At 43.6% G+C, this 13613-nt stretch carries 14 protein-coding genes and 2 pseudogenes; 12 read left to right on the top strand and 4 right to left on the bottom strand.

Annotated features, from left to right (window positions below):
• The 3 genes and pseudogenes from NSB03_RS18370 to NSB03_RS18360 form a co-directional block, all read right to left on the bottom strand.
• A pseudogene (locus NSB03_RS18370) lies at positions 1 to 242 on the bottom strand (monofunctional biosynthetic peptidoglycan transglycosylase); the annotation flags it as partial.
• Positions 220 to 936, bottom strand: coding sequence for a YiaD family glycine zipper/OmpA-like lipoprotein (locus tag NSB03_RS18365; protein ID WP_024988542.1), 717 nt, complete (start codon positions 934 to 936; stop codon positions 220 to 222). The pseudogene NSB03_RS18370 and the gene NSB03_RS18365, both read right to left, overlap by 23 nt.
• Positions 937 to 1098: 162 nt before the next feature.
• Positions 1099 to 2212, bottom strand: a pseudogene (locus NSB03_RS18360) (MATE family efflux transporter).
• Between the two features lie 93 nt (positions 2213 to 2305).
• Between NSB03_RS18360 and NSB03_RS18355 the strand changes: the two are divergent.
• From NSB03_RS18355 to NSB03_RS18300, 12 genes are all read left to right on the top strand, one after another.
• Positions 2306 to 3691 carry a GDSL-type esterase/lipase family protein gene (locus tag NSB03_RS18355; RefSeq protein WP_024988543.1) on the top strand — a complete coding sequence of 462 codons (1386 nt, stop codon included), beginning with the start codon at positions 2306 to 2308 and terminating at the stop codon, positions 3689 to 3691.
• A gap of 161 nt (positions 3692 to 3852) precedes the next feature.
• Complete coding sequence (locus NSB03_RS18350) at positions 3853 to 4116, top strand: YciI family protein (protein WP_128824486.1); 264 nt, start codon at positions 3853 to 3855, stop codon at positions 4114 to 4116.
• Positions 4113 to 4895: a hypothetical protein gene (locus NSB03_RS18345; protein ID WP_024988545.1), complete on the top strand. Its 783-nt coding sequence runs from the start codon at positions 4113 to 4115 to the stop codon at positions 4893 to 4895. The genes NSB03_RS18350 and NSB03_RS18345 overlap by 4 nt, the downstream gene beginning before the upstream one ends.
• A complete protein-coding gene (locus NSB03_RS18340; RefSeq protein ID WP_257466568.1) occupies positions 4892 to 6676 on the top strand; it encodes a DUF4303 domain-containing protein in 1785 nt (594 codons plus the stop codon). Before NSB03_RS18345 ends, NSB03_RS18340 begins: the two co-directional genes overlap by 4 nt.
• 9 nt (positions 6677 to 6685) lie before the next feature.
• The gene (locus tag NSB03_RS18335; RefSeq protein WP_024988548.1) at positions 6686 to 7333 is read left to right on the top strand and encodes a hypothetical protein; all 648 of its coding nucleotides are present in this window, start codon (positions 6686 to 6688) and stop codon (positions 7331 to 7333) included.
• 98 nt (positions 7334 to 7431) lie between these two features.
• Positions 7432 to 8034, top strand: a complete 603-nt coding sequence (locus NSB03_RS18330; protein WP_024988549.1) for a uracil-DNA glycosylase family protein — start codon at positions 7432 to 7434, stop codon at positions 8032 to 8034.
• A 2-nt stretch (positions 8035 to 8036) separates the two neighbouring features.
• Positions 8037 to 8486: a DUF6194 family protein gene (locus NSB03_RS18325; protein ID WP_024988550.1), complete on the top strand. Its 450-nt coding sequence runs from the start codon at positions 8037 to 8039 to the stop codon at positions 8484 to 8486.
• Positions 8487 to 8527: 41 nt separating this feature from the next.
• Positions 8528 to 9208 carry a zinc ribbon domain-containing protein gene (locus tag NSB03_RS18320; protein WP_024988551.1) on the top strand — a complete coding sequence of 227 codons (681 nt, stop codon included), beginning with the start codon at positions 8528 to 8530 and terminating at the stop codon, positions 9206 to 9208.
• Between the two features lie 148 nt (positions 9209 to 9356).
• On the top strand, positions 9357 to 10157 hold the full coding sequence (locus NSB03_RS18315) for an AraC family transcriptional regulator (protein WP_024988552.1): 801 nt from the start codon (positions 9357 to 9359) through the stop codon (positions 10155 to 10157).
• A gap of 82 nt (positions 10158 to 10239) precedes the next feature.
• Positions 10240 to 10842, top strand: a complete 603-nt coding sequence (locus tag NSB03_RS18310) for a TetR/AcrR family transcriptional regulator (RefSeq protein ID WP_024988553.1) — start codon at positions 10240 to 10242, stop codon at positions 10840 to 10842.
• Complete coding sequence (locus tag NSB03_RS18305) at positions 10839 to 11468, top strand: hypothetical protein (RefSeq protein WP_024988554.1); 630 nt, start codon at positions 10839 to 10841, stop codon at positions 11466 to 11468. Before NSB03_RS18310 ends, NSB03_RS18305 begins: the two co-directional genes overlap by 4 nt.
• Complete coding sequence (locus NSB03_RS18300) at positions 11465 to 12271, top strand: 4Fe-4S binding protein (RefSeq protein WP_024988555.1); 807 nt, start codon at positions 11465 to 11467, stop codon at positions 12269 to 12271. The genes NSB03_RS18305 and NSB03_RS18300 overlap by 4 nt, the downstream gene beginning before the upstream one ends.
• A gap of 159 nt (positions 12272 to 12430) precedes the next feature.
• Here the strand turns inward: NSB03_RS18300 and NSB03_RS20935 are convergent, their stop codons facing one another.
• Entirely contained in the window at positions 12431 to 12571 is a 141-nt protein-coding gene (locus tag NSB03_RS20935; RefSeq protein ID WP_257466567.1) for a transposase, read from the bottom strand.
• Between the last annotated feature and the right edge of the window lie 1042 nt (positions 12572 to 13613).

Below are 13613 nucleotides of genomic sequence, written 5' to 3'. Positions count from 1 at the left end.
TGACAAAGCCCTGGCTTGGGAAAGTCGGGGCTTTGTTTATACAAAAAAGAGGATGCATCGTTTCGACACACCCTCTTATCTCCTGAGAAAATCTGCTGAACGCTTCGGATGACCATCAACGGAGTGATATAAACCGGCATAAACCGATAGATTATGACCGTCAACAAGGTCGATACAAAGAAGTATATCAGCAGGTTTCGCGTATAACGCAGTAATTTTTTAATTAGAAGCTGCTTGTGCATCTCTAATCATCTGTTCGCTAGCGTACATGTAAACTTCTACACGACGGTTCTGTTCGCGTCCGGCTGCAGTGTCATTGCTTGCAACAGGGTCGCTTTCGCCCATTCCTTGTACACCTTTAATCTGGTTGGGAGAAACACCGCAACTCAGCAGGTAACTGGATACGCTCTGTGCACGTTCTTGTGACAGGTTCAGGTTCTTTTGCTGGCTTTGTGCAGCAGTACTGTTCTTCCAACCTTGATTGTCAGTATATCCATAAATGGATACGTCCATATCTCGGTTCTGGTTGAGCACATTATTAGCAAATTTGCTTAAAGCAGATTTGGCGGCAGCACTCAGGTTTGCATTGCCTGTTGTGAAAAGAATTCCTGAATCGAATGTGACTTTCACAGCTTGCAGTCCGTTGTTGTCTGTTATCTGTTCTACTTGTGCACCTTCAATTTGTTTTGCTTCTGCTGCTGCCTTATCCATCTTTTTGCCGATAAGAGCACCGGTTCCCGCACCTACTGCCGTACCAATGGCAGCACCGATAGCGGCACCTTTGCCTTTGCCGATAACACCACCGAGGATTGCACCTAGTGCAGCACCCGAACCACCGCCGATAGCAGCACCTTTACCAGTGTTGTTCATACTTCCACAGCTCCCGAATATCATGGCAATACTCATGAAGAGAACCATAAATTTCATCTTGTTCATAATGTTGACGTTTTTATTGGTTAATAAAATACAGTTTTATACGAATTATATCGTATGATAAATAACACCGCAAATATACATATTATTTGGCAAGCATATACTTTTTAAGTTAAAATAACTCGGAAGATGCTTTTTGCGCGTAAATAAGGAGGGATATCAAAACTATCCTTTAGTTGCACTGGGGATACTCAAGCTCTTTTTCCTGATTATGACAAACCAGCTTAAAAGAATCAGCCCCTTGGCAACAGTCGTGACGCACACTGCCCACCAAATGCCTTCTACTCCCATACCCATTCGTACCGAAAATACCTGTCATCCATAAGGTCGTGTGCCAGGCTCTGAGCACTCGTTCAATTCGTCCTGCCGCATAGTTTTGGGCGATAAAGGCACTTAGTGCAGTGGAGAACCCTTGCGAAGTGTTCCAAGTGATAGCTTCTATTTGTCCGCCGGTAGTGAAAGTCATAAGTCCGATATGTCCGCCTTGTTCAGAAGCAGTGCGGCAAAGGAACATATTCACGAAAGCAAACAAGGTGTTTAAAGTAGCTACGGGCAATCCCAGCTTTAAAATTTTGTACGTGTATTTTTTCTTCAGGCGGGTGAAGAATGGAAAACCACCCAATAAAGCATCCCTGTGGCGTAACTGATAGACGAAAATAAGAAAGACGCTCGCTTCCGAAATCCAGGTCGCATAAGCTGCACCGTTTGTCCCCAGCCCGAATCCGAAAATGAACAAGGGGTCGAGGATTATATTCAGCACTAATCCCGCACCGCTTATGAAAAAAGGAACTTTGCTGCGTCCTGCCGCATTGTAGATTCCGGTGAAAGAAGTGGAGAGGAATATGAACGGTAATCCAGTTGAAACAATTCGAAGGTATTGTACTGCATTGGCGGTAATATGATCCTCAAGTTCATAGATACGTATGATAGGGTCTGCGAAAATGAAAAGTAATCCGCCCCAGCACAAGGAAATAATCAAAGCAATTGTGATATTGTGGGATGCGAAGTTTCGGGCGTCTTCCTGGTTTTGCGCACCGATAGACTGTCCGACGCTTACTTCGGCACCTACCTTATTTAATAAAGAGATGGAACCAGACATCCATGTTAGAATTCCGACAGAACCGATGGCGGCTACGGCTTCGCTTCCCAGCCGTCCCACCCATGCCATATCCGTAAGACTATACGCCATCTGGATGAATGAGGTTGCCATGATTGGCATTGCCAGATTGAACAGTTGGCGATTGATAGGTCCTTGTGTGAGATTCTTTATTCCTTGCATATAAATTTTTATAATCAAAATGGGGTGCAAAAATATACAAAATTACTATCTTCGCACATCTAAATTATTAATTAAACAAAGTATATAGATACTATGAAACAGAAAATTTCTATTATTTTTCTTCTTTTGTTCCTCTTGGTTGCTGGTTCCCGGGTTGTAGCCCAGAATGCTCCGAAACCTTTTGATATTGAACAACCTTCACTACGTGTATTCCTTCCTGCACCGGAATTGGCGACAGGTCGTGCCGTGGTAGCTTGTCCGGGGGGTGGATATTCGCATTTGGCTGTTGACCACGAAGGGTATGACTGGGCGCCGTATTTCAACAAACAAGGTATCGCACTGATTGTTCTCAAATACCGTATGCCGAAAGGTGACCGCGCGTTGCCTATCTCGGATGCCGAAGCTGCCATGAAGATTGTACGTGACAGTGCAGATGTTTGGAATTTGAACCCGAACGACATCGGTGTCATGGGGTCTTCCGCTGGCGGTCATCTTGCATCGACCATCGCTACCCATGCCAAGCCCGAACTTCGCCCGAACTTCCAGATTCTGTTCTATCCGGTGATTACGATGGATAAATCTTATACTCACATGGGTTCACGCAACAACCTTTTAGGTAAGAACGCTTCTGACGAATTGGTAACTGAATATTCTAACGAAAAACAGGTGACCAAAGAGACACCTCGTGCTTTTATCGTTTATAGTGATGATGACAAAGTAGTTCCACCCGCTAATGGTGTGAATTATTATCTGGCTCTGAACAAGTATAAGGTTCCTGCTGTTCTCCATATCTATCCTTCCGGCGGGCATGGATGGGGGATTCGTGAGAGCTTTCTTTATAAGAACGAAATGCTGAATGAACTGACTTCCTGGTTGCATAGCTTCAAAGCGCCTCATAAAGATGCGATTCGTGTTGCTTGCATCGGCAATAGTATTACCTATGGAGCCCGCATCAAGAACCGCAACCGCGACAGTTATCCTGCCGTATTGGGACGCATGATGGGAGATGCATATTGGGTGAAGAATTTCGGAGTAAGTGCCCGCACCTTATTAAATAAAGGTGACCGTCCTTATATGAATGAAAAAGCCTATCAGGATGCATTGGCTTTCAACCCAAATATCGTAGTCATCAAACTTGGAACGAACGACAGCAAATCATTCAACTGGAAGTATAAGGCAGACTTTACAAAAGACCTGCAAACAATGGTAGATGCTTTCAAAGCTCTGCCAGCTCAACCTGAAATTTATCTCTGTTATCCTTCTAAAGCTTATCAGACCGGTGACAATATTAACGATGATATTATTTCCAAAGAAATCATTCCGATGATAAGGAAGGTTGCCAAGAAAAATAACCTGTCGGTTATTGACCTTTACACTGCAATGGACGGAATCCCCCAACTTTTCCCGGACAAGATTCATCCGAACGAAGCGGGAGCTGAAATAATGGCAAAAACCGTTTACCAGGCTTTGAAAAAGTAAAACGGAATATGATAATTGTAAAATTTTTCGGCTGTAATGTTCTCTTTTTTGTGAGTATTACAGTCGGAACTTTTTCAGCCGATGTTTCACATTATTTTTAGAAACGTCCTTGTCTAACGTAAAAAACAAAGATTGAATTGAACAAAAAAAGAGATAAGAATATGGAACAGAAATTTTGTCAAAGCTGCGGTATGCTGCTGACTGACGACAACAAAGGAACAAATGACGATGGCGACTTTATCGTATCCGGTGCGCAGACACCCCGTATCGGCGGCATGATAATGATAAAGGCTGAAAACCGTGCGGCGGTGGACGCTATCATCGCACAAGCCCCATTCAATATCAACGGCATCACCGACTACCGGATAGTGGGGCTTGATCCGACAATGTTTTGTGAATCAATACTTTATTGCCTGTTAAGATGAGTAGCGGAACACGTGGCATTTTTCCCGGGTCGAAAGCCAATAAGTCGCAATATGTGCTGGGGACAGAAAATGGAACCAAACGTACCTCAAATGTGACCGAGGAAAAGATTGTTGATGCTGTATATGATATTGAGGACAATGAATGTGTATATCTTGAAAAATGCGTGCCGGTGGTGTTAGTCAGCTATGCAGAGGCGTATTCCATTGATTATTTCAAGGATAGCAGCATTGCAGTGTGTTTCAGAGTCAACGGATGTCTGCTACGTATGTGGCGGTCGGACGTTGATTGCGATGTAGCTGCTGATATTATGTGTGATTTTTTCCGCACTGCCTCGCTACCCGACATGACCGGCTGGCACTGCCAGAATATTCATCCGGAGCAAGAAGAGGCGGAAGAGAAACTATGTGTGGATGGCGAGGATTTCCGATATTTCGGATGTCAGGATGTGGTTGGCGCATTGGAAAACATCATAGAAGGCAAATCACGATGGATGCTTTATGATTTTGCAAACGGAGATGGCGGATATGTTAACATCCACAGATGTGACAATGGCACAGCTCCGACCGCCAGATACAAAGTTGAATATGTAAGGTGGTCGGAGCCGGTGCCTATTGGTTACAGAGGTGTTATTTCTGATGTCGGTCTCTTGCGGAACTGGCTGTGGAGTTTGATCGATAACGACAGGTTGCCAGACCCTATGGATGAATGCGAGCAGTTTGATGTCAACGATAACTTCGAGAGACTAGTATTTAGATTTTTAGACGAAGATAAGAAATGAAAGGTAAATATAGCAAGCCGGTAAAAACGGCTGTCGAATTGATTTGGTCAAGTTTCGACCGCGATGAAATACGCCGCGGTTACGCGATGCTTATGCAGGCGGCGCAACAGGGCGATGCCGATGCACTGGCATTCATAGCCCGCTGCTTCATGGGTGAGGAGTATGTGTGGCCACAAGCAGGCTTTAAAGTTGACGATGCCAACGCATCGAAGTTGATGCAAAAGAGCGCGATGATGGGCAGTGCCACAGGTGTTCTTTGTGCTGCGCGAAGCTCAAACCTCACGCCCTCGGTGGAACGGCATATGCCGTTTGCCTCGTTTAAGGAGGCGTTTGAGGAGATTCTCGGCCAGGCAGAACGTGGCGACGCCTTCTGCTGCTACATGGTCGCCAACGTGTATTTCTGGGGCGACTATCTGCGCGTCGAGCCTGACTATGCCAAGCAATTCAAAGATGAAAACGGATATAACGCATGGGCCTATCCGATAGCCAAGGAGTGGTACGAACGTAGCTTCGACAGCGGGCTTTGTGCCGGGTGGGGCAATTACTGCAATATCCGAGAATCAGGTCTTTGCGACATTGCGCAGGATGTCTTTGAGAAATATTACTTGAAGCTGGCGGATATTTCACCCGTAATCTGCAACAACTACGGCTATTATCTCCGCACCGAGAAGGGCGACTCATACGGTGGGCTGTTGCGATATGTGGAGGCTGCCCGTAGGGGCGACCCACAAGCCGCATACAATGCAGGGCATATCTACGAAGCCGGTGAAGAAGTGGATGAGAATATCGACCTTGCATATCAACTCTATGAAATGGCTGCCAAATGCGGACATCCCGCAGGACAATTTGAGGTAGGATATTATCTGTTTGAAGGCTTCGGTGATGTGGAGCAGGACTACGCCAAGGCTGTGGAATGGTTTGAAAAGGCATACCAAAACCCGAAATGCAGTGAGACCACCCGGACGCAGACCGCCGCCTACCTCGGTTTATGCTATCAGGAGGGGCTGGGAACAGTTCAAGACGACGATGTGGCATTCGAGTATCTTCATGAAGCAGGGGAAGACATCGACAATCTATGGGAGTCAATAACCGTCAAGGTGCTCACCGCACTCGGCGTGGCGTATGCCTTCGGACGTGGCACCGAGGCGGATATTGAGTTGGGATACCAGTATTTTGAGGATGCTGTAAAACTCGGTTCGGAAGAAGCCAAAGAGTATATCGGCTATATCAACTCGCCCGACTTTGAAGCCCGCGAGCGGAAAAAAGAAGAACCGGCCACTCCCGTAGCCCCGTTCTGGCAGGAAGTGACTGAAAAAATCAGAGATGCAGTTACAACTGACCTGCGCGAAATTCTTGGCCGCATAGATGATGAGCACATATACACTGCCGCCTTGGTCACCGACAGGTATTGCTGCTCTCTTTTTCTCGCTGTGAACACGTTGGAGTACCTTCAAAGCGAAGACGAAGAACCCGATGACGAGAGCAAATGGCATCCGGATGAATGGGGATATTCCGACGGACATGGCAGCGAACTGGTGAAGCTCAGCAAATCGCTGTGGGAAAACCACGCCACTTTGCCGGGCGAAGCCTTTTTCTTCAGCGCAATGATATCAGCGATGGCGCAGGTCAAAGGCTCGGGAATATTCGGAGAAGGCACCGAAGAAATCACATTCTTCATTTCAATATCGGATGATGAAGATGCTGAAAATCTCGAAGACTCGTCAGCCATGACACTGAACAGCCCCGAACTGGCAGCAGCTTTTTTGAATAGAAACAAGTAACATCATATTATGGCATATTATACTGTTTACTGGCCTCAGGACTGGTTGGACGAACTAAGAAAATCAAATGACACAGGGCCTATAAAAGTAGTGTTTGGCAGCATCCACTCAAGGATGCCATCAATAGCATCAATAAAAGAGGGAGATGTCGTATTTCCGGTCTCATTGCTTGATAGGCATCTCTACATAATGGCAAGATTGGAAGTGACTCATAAGGAAAGAGCCTTCGACTATTGCATAAGAGAACTCGGAAATCCTTACAGGTCTCTTATTCCCGGAGGTGTTGTCGTTAAGGTCTCTGACGCATTCTTTTGTGCAAAAGACGTTTCTTATAAAAGTCTCCAGAGTGTGCCTGAGAATCTCACGATGATTATTCCCGGCGACAAACCCCATTGCAAGCATCAGGAACCGTTTAATTGCTGTGCCGAATGGGCAGTATGGGGAGAAAATGGCAGTGTTATCCAACCGCGCCTCATTCCTGATGAGGTTGTGCCACTTCTTAGATTCGGTTATCCGAAGAGTAAAGAGAAGCCATTACGAATCAATTCAAAAGGAGTTGTGTTGGCTCAAAGTATAGCTGCAACCCGGCGTTTGTCGGAGGAATCTGCAATGTTTTTTGAAGAAATCTTTAAACCGATTGAAAACGTTGAACCGTAGGTCAACAAGATAATTATATGCTGCAAATTTGGATTTGAGACTATAACAGAGCGAGAGCAGGATTATTTAATGGTTAACATTTGAATTAAAAGTAAATTATGAATATAAAGTCGGAACTACAACAACTCTGTGGGGATACCCAAAATCTACGGCTTAATGACGTAAATATTGAGCCGGAAACGATACAGGCAATCATGATAAATGAGGTTGTCCCGTCATGTCCGGAAGATGATTTCTATGGGAAACCGGATTCCGCGTATATGTCAACGACAATTCCGTTGTTCAGAAAAGCAGGAATAGAGATAGGTTCAGTACAAGACATTCTGAATAGTGGAATTTACATTACCAATGCTGTCAAGACACCTAAAAGCGAATATGCAGTTTCAAAGGAGAGCATAGAGGATAGCCTGCCCTATCTGGAAAAAGAGCTTGCTTTGTTTCCAAACGCCAAGGTTATCATGCTTATGGGGGATGTGGCAAAGAAAGCCTTTAATATGATATGCAAGAAGGCGACCAAGAAAAATGCCGTTCCAAGTATATCTACTTACAAGTTACGTAATACAGAGATTTTCTATAATGGAATACGCATTATGCCCTCTTACATTATGACCGGCCAGAACATTCTGATTGAAAAGTCAAAATTCGAGATGGCATCGAAGGATATAGAAACGATGTACAGGTTAATTAAATGTTTTGATTAAAGATGGCTATTGCACCTGATGATATTTTGAAATATTGCCTTGACAACCTTGAAGGGACGGTCGAAGTAAACAGTTGGGGCGAGCGTGGGATTTTCTACAATCCGGGTGGGGTGTTGAAACGTGGGGTTTATATCTTGACGATAAAAGAAAAGGATGGCGACAATGATCGAGCTTCCCACCTTGACCGCAAGGATGTGTGGCGAATAAATATAGGAGTCAGAAAACAGACTTTCCGCACTTTATTCGGAGAACTGCCCAAACGCCCATGTAAAGGCGGCATTGTTGATATGCCGTATGAATTTACCGCAAAGGATGTCATTATGCCGCATCCGGTTTATGCGTGGATGGGCTGGATTTGCGCTTTAACCCCATCTGAAGCGACATTTGAATTATTAAAACCTTACATCCTTGAATCCTACGAATACGCAAAAGAGAAATTTAAAAAAAGATGACGGGATAGTGAATTGATTATTTGAAAACGATGATAGAACATATGGAACAAAGATTTTGTCAAAGCTGCGGTATGCCCCTTGTAGAGGGTAACATCGGCACAAATTCAGACGGCAGTAAAAGTAAGGACTATTGTGGCTACTGCTACAAAGAAGGTGTTTTCCTCCAAGATTTCAACATGAGCCAGATGATAGAGTTCTGCACTCAGTTTACCGACCAGATTAACAAGGAAACGGGTTGGAATCTGACGCCCCAACAGGCAAAGGCTCAAATGCAACAAATCTTCCCAACACTCAAACGTTGGAAAGAGAAAGATGAAAGAAGTTTGATTGAAAAAGCGATCCATCTTCTTTCCCAATGCAAAGAGGTTACGCTGGCATCGGTCAATGCGGAGGGTTTTCCTCGCCCTGTGCCGTTGGATAAAATTCACTCGTTAGGATGCAATGAAGTTTGGGTAGTGACCGCAGCAGACTCCGAAAAGGTTGCCGATTTCAGGCTTAATCCCAAAGCCGGGCTTTCCTACTCGTTTTATGGCGACAGTGTTGCATTGCGCGGCACAGTCGAAATCATTACGGATGATGAAACCCGCAAACGAATGTGGCAGGAGTATTTTATAAATTATTTCCCCGCCGGCCCGGCAGATTCGAACTATGTGCTTATTCGCTTTATCGGAAATGAGGCTACCATCTGGATAAACCGCGAGTTTGCTCACATCACCATATAACACATAAATTATGAGAGATTCGGAACAAATGTATCCGGTCGTTTTTACAGCAGCTATCATTCAGAGGAATTTACGGTTGAGTGAGGCATATAACACCAATGTCCGTTTTTTACTATCATCGAAAATAATCATGTTGTAATTTTGCGGGATGCAGACATTCAGAATCATACAGCCAACGCCTGCCCTGAAACCGTTTATACGGTATTACTGGATATTGCAGGATAGTACCTCAGGCATAGTGTCGCAACGCACTTTGCCGACAGGCTGTATATCACTTGTGTTCCATCGAGGCGAAAGGCTCAAAGTCACGAACCGGAATGAATTGCAACCGCATAGTTTTATTTGCGGTCAGGAAAGCGGTTATTCAGATGTGACTTCAACCGGTGACATCGAAATGATAGTGGTGGTATTCCAACCTCATGCGGCAAAAATATTCTTTCATATGCCAGTCACTTTACTGCGTGACAGGAATGTGGCGGTTGCGGACATTGGAAATCCAGCCTTGCGTGATTTGGCACACAGAGTTGAAGACAGTGAAAATCACGACATCTGCATTGAACTGATAGAGAATTACTTCTACAAGTGCCTGATGTACGGGACACCTTATCATCTGCCACGACTGGCGGAAGTGGTACGTCATATCAACAATTCCACTCAAACAAATATCAGGGCACTTTCGAATATTGCGTGCCTGAGCGAAAAGCAATTCTCCCGGATTTTCTCGGAAAACATAGGAACGACACCCAAAGATTTCATGCGTATAGTCAGGTTGCAACGTACCTTATCTGTCATGCAGCATAATCATGGAATAGGTTTTGCGCAGCTGTCATACGAATGTGGGTACACCGACCAATCCCACATGATTAAAGAATTCAAGCTATTCTCCGGCTACACACCGAAAGAGTATATTGCTCGATACTCTCCTGTTTCTGACTATTTTACATTCTGAAAAATAGCGTTTATACAGCCTTGTATTTGGTTGTCACCGATTATTTTTATAATTTTGTCACCACTTAGTGACGTTATATAAGATGGAATTGAAAGAAACAGAAAAAGGGCTTCTTGAAGCCGTGAGCCATATCGTAGAGAACGATGGTTTTACCAAAATCGGAGTTAATCGCATAGCTAATCAAGCCGGATGCGATAAGGTTTTGATTTATCGCTATTTCGGTGGATTGGATGGTTTGCTCGTGGAATGGGCAAAGCGTCATGACTATTATTCGTTTGCCTATTCGGAGTTTATTGACACCATTAAACGAGCTAAAGACGGTAACATAAAGCAGATTGTTAAGGATGTGTTTATGTGTCAACTTAACTATCTAAAAGATAATGTACTCATGCAAGAACTTCTGGTATGGGAACTCTCAGGTCATTCATCATTCAAGGGAATCATTGAAGAACGGGAACGTATCGGCTATAAACTGCAGGAGGAACTGAATAAGTTTTTGGATAGAGACAGTGATAACAATATGTCGATTGCAATAATCATATCCGCAATCAACTACATCGTTCTTTTCACAAGGCAATATCACAAAATCAACGGTATAGATTTCAGTAACCCGGAAGCATGGGAAAGAATGGAAGCTATGATTTCCAAATATGTGGATTTTATCTTTGACAACAACTGTCTATGAAACATATCATTACAATAGCACTTACGCTGTTTCTTACAGCTTTTGCAATGGCACAGGAAAGAAACTATATTTCCATCTGCGGCAAGACCAAAACATCCATCAAATGGATGGAAGAACGCAAGAATGGAAAGATATACCTGTACACGGTTCAAGGCAATGAGAAGCATGAGTATATCTTAGGAAGCGGTTATAAAACCGAGAGTTGGAAGATAGTAAATACTTCTTCAAACACCAATCTGTCAATCAGTCTGAATAATGGGATATACTCCATATCCGGCAAATTCAATGGAAAACAGATTTCAAAAAAGGTGAAAAGTAAAGGCAAGCCGTGGTATCAAAACATAGCCTATAATGCGGGATTAACTCTGAAAAATGGCAGGTCTGTGGAATACGAATGTTTTCGCCCCGACAACATGAAGCTCTATACCATGTCGGCAGTAAAGAAAGGAACTGAGAAATTAGACGGAAAGAATGCCGTAAGAATCGAAGTCAGTCTTACCTGCTTTATGTCTGCTTTCTGGAGCTGTGATTATTACTTTGACACGAGTTCTCTGATGTTTGTAGGCTATAAAGGCGTAAATGGAGGCCCCGGAACACCTGAAACAAAAATATCAGTCGCAAGATGAAGACAATACTATTCTATCGTTCCTCATATAGAGGAAACACGCTAAAAATTGCACAAAGCATGGCGGATGCCCTCTTTGCCGAATTGGTATCTATCGACAGCAATCCGTCAATCGACCTGTCGGATTATGACCTTATTGGCTTTGGCTCCGCGATTAACTTTGCCGCTCACGATATACGACTTCAAAGATTTGTTTCAGGTCAATATCTTAAAGGTAAAAACGTGTTCGTATTTTCCACCCGTTGCAGACCTTTCTTGGGGGCATATCATAAGCACCTCAAAAAAATCATAGAGGCGAAAGGAGGAATTATAGTCGGAGAGTTTTCCTGTCAAGGATTTGACCGCACCGGGCCGTGGGTTCTGATGGACGGCTACAATAAAGCCAGACCGAATGAGCGGGATATGTTCAAGGCAAGACTGTTCTCGGAAAAGCTTCGGTGGAAATTGCATCCTTTGGCATTTGTTTGTAAAAATCCGATTGCAGGATATTCTGAAAGCATACCGATACGCCGCAAGGGTTCATATATAGTAGCCGGTAACAAGGTGGTGTTTCTCAATACCTCTACCTGTATAAAGTGTGGGAAATGTATCAATGTTTGTCCGATGCACATATTCGCACTAAAAGATACGGCTTTGCCGATGGACGAGAAAAATTGTATCCAGTGCCGATTATGCGCCGACAACTGTCCGACATCCTCAATATATATCCAAGAATCTTTCTTGAATGGATTGCGGATAGCACTTAGAGAATCATTCAGCGATAAATTGCAGAATAGTTATAAAGCTGAGGATAATCAGCGTTAGGTCATTTCCGCCAAACACGAATGTCCGCTTTTTGCTATCATAGGCTATCATGTCGCTGTAACTTTGCAGTGATTTTCCAGGTTGTTAGTTTTTTTACGTATATAGTGTGGCTAGTCTGAACATGAAGAATTTCACATCAGCGACTCCTCTTAATTGGCTTCAAAAAGCTTTGATTTTTGCATTGAATGACTTCGCTGAAGCATTGGTCAATCGTTCTTCAAAATAATTTATGATGGTCGTACTATGGTTTGAAAACGTATCAAGTACCTTGTTGAACTCCATACAGTCGAACTTTTCCACTTTCTTGTATCATTTTGCAAGATTTAGCCCAGCTTCGTCGGGACTTGACTTCTTGTTGAAGATGTCTGTCAGTTGCATGCTAAGGCTGTATCCTTCCAGAAGTTTGGAGAATTTGTCAAAGAGAATGGTAGTCCTGGCAATTTGCTGTTCATTTCATTTACTCCAATGTTTCAGTATAATATGCTTGCTTCTGCTTAGTAACTGCGGTAAAGTTTCCCCATTTTCCATTCTTTCAGGTTCCCATTTTCCGATTCTATCCTTTTCCTCTTTGCTTCTCTCTTTTTTGACGATGCTCCGACAAAAACGTATATTACTATGCGCCAGAAAATGAGTTCGATATGTTTCAAGCACAACTGTTTTTATGAGGATTTTATATTTGAAGATATAATAGGTAGTTGGATTTCGTGGCTCAGTCTGAAAAAATGGGGGATTTGATGCAGTACATAGCCATATCCCTAAAAAAGATTCATTCTAGTGCGTGACTGAATAAAAGCGGTACTGAAGTAAGCTGAATCATGTACTTGACTTATTCAAGTCTCTTATATCATCTCATTAAGTGTAGTACTTGTTACAGCCAAATCTCCTACCAAATATAAAAAGTAAAAAACCGCCTTCAGCCTTCAGTTCTTCAAAAAAGTCCCTTTTCATCGGTGTTTTGGGCTGAAGGCACCCCTGAATGTAAAAGTGTATAACTTTCCCTTCTTTTTGCTATAATTACTTTCCACAGAGGCTCTGTTTTTGTCCAGCCCACGTGCCACCCACTTTTACCCGGCTGATGGATCTATATACCCCGCTTGGTGGGCATATAGATCCATCACGGTGAGTATATATACCTACCACGATGAATATATAGCTCTACTGTCAAGTCTGAAAAAGCTGAATGCGCTGAGAGCCTGTTTAAATTCTCTTCAGTCATAATTTTATAGCTGATATTTTAACTTAACCCGGCTCTTCTTGTCGCGTCTGTCTGTAGTTGGCGGAAGGGGTATTAACAGTTGCGCTCTTGGCTATTAATAGAAAACTTCCCGCCCATTAAGTATAA

The sequence above is a fragment of the Bacteroides acidifaciens genome (assembly GCF_024623065.1).
Taxonomy (GTDB): domain Bacteria; phylum Bacteroidota; class Bacteroidia; order Bacteroidales; family Bacteroidaceae; genus Bacteroides; species Bacteroides acidifaciens.
This window is presented reverse-complemented; position numbering and strand designations above follow the sequence as displayed.

Excerpts from the sequence above, each read along its gene's own strand:
- NSB03_RS18350 (WP_128824486.1), top strand. The coding sequence starts at position 3,853 with ATGGAACAGAAATTTTGTCAAAGCTGCGGTATGCTGCTGACTGACGAC.
- NSB03_RS18340 (WP_257466568.1), top strand. The coding sequence starts at position 4,892 with ATGAAAGGTAAATATAGCAAGCCGGTAAAAACGGCTGTCGAATTGATT.
- NSB03_RS18310 (WP_024988553.1), top strand. The coding sequence starts at position 10,240 with ATGGAATTGAAAGAAACAGAAAAAGGGCTTCTTGAAGCCGTGAGCCAT.
- NSB03_RS18330 (WP_024988549.1), top strand. The coding sequence starts at position 7,432 with ATGAATATAAAGTCGGAACTACAACAACTCTGTGGGGATACCCAAAAT.
- NSB03_RS18335 (WP_024988548.1), top strand. The coding sequence starts at position 6,686 with ATGGCATATTATACTGTTTACTGGCCTCAGGACTGGTTGGACGAACTA.
- NSB03_RS18305 (WP_024988554.1), top strand. The coding sequence starts at position 10,839 with ATGAAACATATCATTACAATAGCACTTACGCTGTTTCTTACAGCTTTT.
- NSB03_RS18325 (WP_024988550.1), top strand. The coding sequence starts at position 8,037 with ATGGCTATTGCACCTGATGATATTTTGAAATATTGCCTTGACAACCTT.
- NSB03_RS18345 (WP_024988545.1), top strand. The coding sequence starts at position 4,113 with ATGAGTAGCGGAACACGTGGCATTTTTCCCGGGTCGAAAGCCAATAAG.
- NSB03_RS18300 (WP_024988555.1), top strand. The coding sequence starts at position 11,465 with ATGAAGACAATACTATTCTATCGTTCCTCATATAGAGGAAACACGCTA.
- NSB03_RS18320 (WP_024988551.1), top strand. The coding sequence starts at position 8,528 with ATGGAACAAAGATTTTGTCAAAGCTGCGGTATGCCCCTTGTAGAGGGT.
- NSB03_RS18315 (WP_024988552.1), top strand. The coding sequence starts at position 9,357 with ATGCAGACATTCAGAATCATACAGCCAACGCCTGCCCTGAAACCGTTT.
- NSB03_RS18365 (WP_024988542.1), bottom strand. The coding sequence starts at position 936 with ATGAACAAGATGAAATTTATGGTTCTCTTCATGAGTATTGCCATGATA.
- NSB03_RS18355 (WP_024988543.1), top strand. The coding sequence starts at position 2,306 with ATGAAACAGAAAATTTCTATTATTTTTCTTCTTTTGTTCCTCTTGGTT.